The 4,502-nt window shown below is 64.4% G+C and carries 3 protein-coding genes; 2 read left to right on the top strand and 1 reads right to left on the bottom strand.

Annotated features, from left to right (window positions below; all coding sequences use genetic code 11):
• Positions 1-50 precede the first annotated feature (50 nt).
• On the top strand, positions 51-1,058 hold the full coding sequence (locus FDW84_RS18935; RefSeq protein ID WP_138611025.1) for a LacI family DNA-binding transcriptional regulator: 1,008 nt from the start codon (positions 51-53) through the stop codon (positions 1,056-1,058).
• A gap of 118 nt (positions 1,059-1,176) precedes the next feature.
• Positions 1,177-4,206 (top strand): glycoside hydrolase family 2 TIM barrel-domain containing protein, encoded by a 3,030-nt coding sequence (locus FDW84_RS18930; RefSeq protein WP_138611024.1) that lies wholly within the window; start codon positions 1,177-1,179, stop codon positions 4,204-4,206.
• A gap of 88 nt (positions 4,207-4,294) precedes the next feature.
• Here FDW84_RS18930 and FDW84_RS19535 read toward each other — a convergent pair.
• The coding region (locus FDW84_RS19535) for a hypothetical protein (RefSeq protein WP_205754768.1) at positions 4,295-4,502 on the bottom strand (208 nt) is incomplete at its 5' end.

Genomic DNA, 4,502 nt, shown 5'->3' with positions numbered 1-4,502 from the left:
CACCCCCACAGCCCACGGCCGGCAGCGGGCGGACGCCTAGACTTACGGTCATGACTTCCAGTTCCCGCCGCCCGCATCCTCACCGGGCAACCATCCTGGATGTGGCGGCCGCAGCTGGGGTTTCACGGCAGACAGTCACGCGGGCCATGAACGATATGCCCGGAATCAGCGCCGGCACGCGGGAACGCGTCCAGAAGATTGCGGCAGAGCTCGGCTATTCCCCCAGCCGCTTTGCCAAGGGCCTGGTGCAGGGAGCCAGGACATCCTTGGGGCTCGCCATCCCGGACCTGACCAATCCCTACTTTCCCGCCTTTGCATCGAGCGTGGTGGAAGCGGCCACCCAGCGGGGGTGGAATGTGGTGCTGGATGATTTCGGCCACGGCAGCGGAAGCGGCCTGGACGCCGTCGCCCGGCTCGCTCCCCAGGTTGACGCCCTGGTAGGTTACTTTGGCGCCAGCTCGGGTCAAGCCCAGTCAAGGATGGGACAACGGCCCGTAGTGGTCCTGGATCATCCAGCGGGGCAAGCTGCCGGGACCATCTCCTTTGACTATCCGCACGCTGCCAGGATGGCGGTGGACCGCCTGCTTGGAGGGCAGCGCCGGCGGGTCGCCTACCTTGATTCGGGGCAGGAGGGCACTCCTACCAGCCGATGCTCAGCGGTAGCCGCCGCGGCAGGTGAAGCCGGGATTGAACTCGTCGTCGGCCGCGCAGCCGACTCAGCCGCGGCTGCGAGGGAAGCCGTCCGGACGCTCGTTGGTCAGCACCCCAACCTCGATGGGCTCATGGCATTCAACGACCTCATGGCGGCCGGCGCCATCAAAGCCCTGCAGGATGCCGGCATGAGCATCCCCCGGGACTGTGCCGTGATCGGCATGGATGGGATTCCGCTGGGCGAACTCGTTACACCTGAGCTGACCACCCTCTCGCTCGACCTCCGCGCGGTAGGAACTGCCGCCGTCGACCTCGTGGACAATCTGCTGTCAGGCCATGTGGAGGCGGGCAGTGCAGATGCCACCCTGGTCCTCAGGCACCAGCTGGTCGTTCGACGGTCTGCCTGACCCCTACTCAAAAGGATGAAAGACGGTTAGGCTGGAGCGGTCACGTGAACGTTCACGTCCACCTCGCCCGCGAAACCTGCCGCCAGGTTCCATCCCTACCCCTCAGGCAAGGAAGCCCATGTCAGTGCAATCCCCTTCCGCAACTGCTGACGCTGCTGTGCAGCCCTTCATGGGTGCACAGCCGCCAACTTTGGCTCTCGGGGAGGAGGCAGTGGAGGAACTCGCGTCTCCGGTGCCCGGAAGGGGTTCGCTGGCGCCCCGTGCTTACCTTGAGAGCGACGCCCCCAAGCTGTCACTGAACGGGGAGTGGAAATTCCGGCTCAGCCCAGGCATCCGGGTGGCGCCGAAGTACGGCTGGCAACAGGGCAAGGACCTCGACAGATTCGCCAACCTCCCCGTGCCGTCCAGTTGGCCGATGCATGGCTACGGGGCACCCGCATACACGAATGTGCAGTTCCCGTTCGCCGTTGAGCCGCCCCATGTCCCGGAGGCGAACCCCATCGGTGATTATGTGGTTGTCTTTGACGCCGGCCCTGAGTATTTTCCCCACGCTCTCCTGCGGTTTGACGGAATTGAGTCCTCGGGAACCGTATGGCTGAACGGCGTGGAGCTGGGAACCACCCGTGGGAGCAGGCTGGCGCACGAATTCGACATATCGGGGATCCTGGTGCACGGGAAAAACACGCTGGCAGTCCGGGTGGCCCAGTTCTCGGCCGCCAGCTATGTAGAGGACCAGGACATGTGGTGGCTCCCCGGCATCTTCCGCGACGTCACGCTGCAGGCGCGGCCACGCAACGGCATCGACGACGTTTTCGTGCACTCAGGCTACGACCCCGTCGCTGGCGAAGGCACACTCAAGGTTATGGTGAGCCGCGGCGGGCAGGCGATTGACGCCGTCGTCCGCGTTCCCGAACTGAACCTGGAACTCGACGCCGGGATGGAGGTAAGCGTGCCCGCCGTCCAACCCTGGTCCGCAGAAATGCCACGCCTCTATGCGGCGACCGTCAGCGCCCCGGGTGAGACGGTCTCGCTCCAGCTGGGCTTCCGAAGTATCACCATTGAAGACTCGCAGTTCAAAATAAACGGCCAACGGATCCTGCTGCGTGGCGTCAACCGTCACGAGCACCATCCGCGGCTCGGTCGGGCAGTTCCCCGGGACGTGGTGGAAGCTGAGCTGCGGCTGATGAAGCAGCACAACATCAACGCCATCCGCACCTCCCACTACCCGCCACACCCGGACTTCCTGGCGCTGGCCGATCAGCTTGGCTTCTACGTGGTGCTCGAATGCGACCTCGAAACGCACGGCTTCGAGAGCGCCGGGTGGGCGCAGAACCCCAGTGACGATCCGCGGTGGGAGACGGCGCTGGTAGATCGGATGCGCCGAACCGTGGAACGGGACAAGAACCATCCTTGCGTGATCATGTGGTCCCTCGGGAACGAGGCGGGCACAGGCAGGAACCTGGCTGCCATGTCACGCTGGACGAAGGACCGGGATCCGTTGCGGCCCATCCATTACGAGGGTGACTGGTCGTCGGCGCACGTGGACGTCTACTCGCGGATGTACGCAAGCCAGGCGGAAACTGCACTGATAGGGCAGGGAATTGAGCCGCCCCTGGACGACGCCGGTTTGGATGCGCGCCGACGGGCCATGCCCTTTGTGCTCTGCGAATACGTGCATGCGATGGGGAACGGCCCAGGCGGCATGAGCGAATACCAGGAACTCTTTGAGAAGTACCCCCGCCTCATGGGCGGCTTCGTGTGGGAGTGGCTGGAGCACGGCATCACTGTTTCCACTGCTGACGGCGGTCAGCACTACGGCTACGGCGGGGACTTTGGTGAGGAGGTCCACGACGGCAACTTCGTTACGGACGGGTTGGTGGATGCCGATCGCAGACCACGTCCTGGGCTGCTGGACTTCAAAAAGGTCATCGAGCCGCTGCATATCATGGTGGCCGATGACTGGTCCAGCTTCGCGCTACGCAACGGCCAGGACTTCGCGGATACGGCCGCCTTCGGCTTCCGTTTCGAGGTAACGTCCGACGGCGGCGCTCTCGACGCCGGGACGGTGGAGGTTGCGCCCGTGCCGGCTCAGGGCGAGGCAGTTGTGCAGCTGCCTGACAGTCTGCGTGCCCTGGCGGCCCGACAGCCCGGCGGCCAGGCTGCTGTACTCACCGTCAGCGCCGTCCTTGCCGCTGATTGCGCCTGGGCTTCGGCCGGCCACGAGATTGCCTGGGGGCAGTCAGTGCGACAGCCTGTGGATTCCGTTAAGCCGCAGCCCCTTGAACCGGTCGTCCTGGGCGACTCCGTACTGACGCTCGGCCCGCTTGTTCTGAGCAGGGCCACTGGGATGCCCACTTCCCTTGGCGGCCTGCCGGTAGAGAAGCTGGGGCTGACGTTGTGGTGGCCGCCTACGGACAACGACCTGGGGCGGGAATGGGACGGCTCCGACGACCGGCCGCTCGCCGCCCAGTGGAAGGATGCCAGGTTGAACCTGCTCCGCACCCGATTGCTGGGCATCAGCGCGCAGACTCACCCGGAGGGCGGAGAGGTGCTGAAGGTCCGCACGCGGGTAAGTGCAGCCGACAAGCAGTATGGTGTGTTCGTTGACTACACCTGGACCAGCGACGGCAAAGCGGTTGCGCTCCGGACCCAGGTCCGGCCTGACGGTGAGTGGGTCAACCGAGGGTTCGAGGTGGAGTGGGCCAGGATCGGGCTGGAACTGGTGTTGGCTGACGGGACAGAATCGGTGAGCTGGTACGGCAAGGGACCTCACCAGAGCTACCCGGACACCGGGCAGGGGGCACGGATGGGCTGGTTCTCGCTGCCTTTGGCTGAGATGGACGTGGACTACGTGCGGCCACAGGAGTGCGGAGCCCGGTCAGAGGTTCGTTCTGCTGCAGTTCAGCTCGAGGCTGGGCAGCTGGAGATTTCCGGTGCTCCCTTTGCGCTGAGTGTGCGGCCCTACGGCCAGGATGTTCTCGATGCAGCGTCCCACCGGCCAGACCTGAAGGCCGACGGACGGAGCTACATTTACCTGGACCATGCGCTTCGTGGGGTGGGCACGGCTGCCTGTGGTCCAGGCGTGCTGAAGCAGTACCGGCTCAAGCCGCAGGAAGCCGACTTCACCCTTACCTTCCGGGTGCTGTGACACAGCCAAAGATGTGAGCCACTACATAGCGGAGCCCGTCCTGACCTGAGGGCTCTTTTGCCTGCCTTGGTCCCTTAAAAAAGCCTACTTACCGGGGATTTTCCGGGCATGGAAGTGCTTCCAGCCGTGATTTGCCGGGGGCCTTGTGGGGGTGTATTGTTTTCTGAGTCGCCGCCGCTGAAGCGGAAAGATGGCGGCCAAACCCCCCTGAACAGCCTGAAAATGGTTCGCCTGTTGGTGTGCAATTGATGGTGGGTGCGGAACAGATCACGGAAATGTTGATTTGCAAAGTGGCC

It is taken from the genome of Pseudarthrobacter sp. NamE5 (genome assembly GCF_005796225.1).
Classification (GTDB): Bacteria; Actinomycetota; Actinomycetes; order Actinomycetales; family Micrococcaceae; genus Arthrobacter.
Note: the sequence above shows the minus strand (reverse complement) of the source record. Positions and strands in the feature narration are given on the sequence as shown.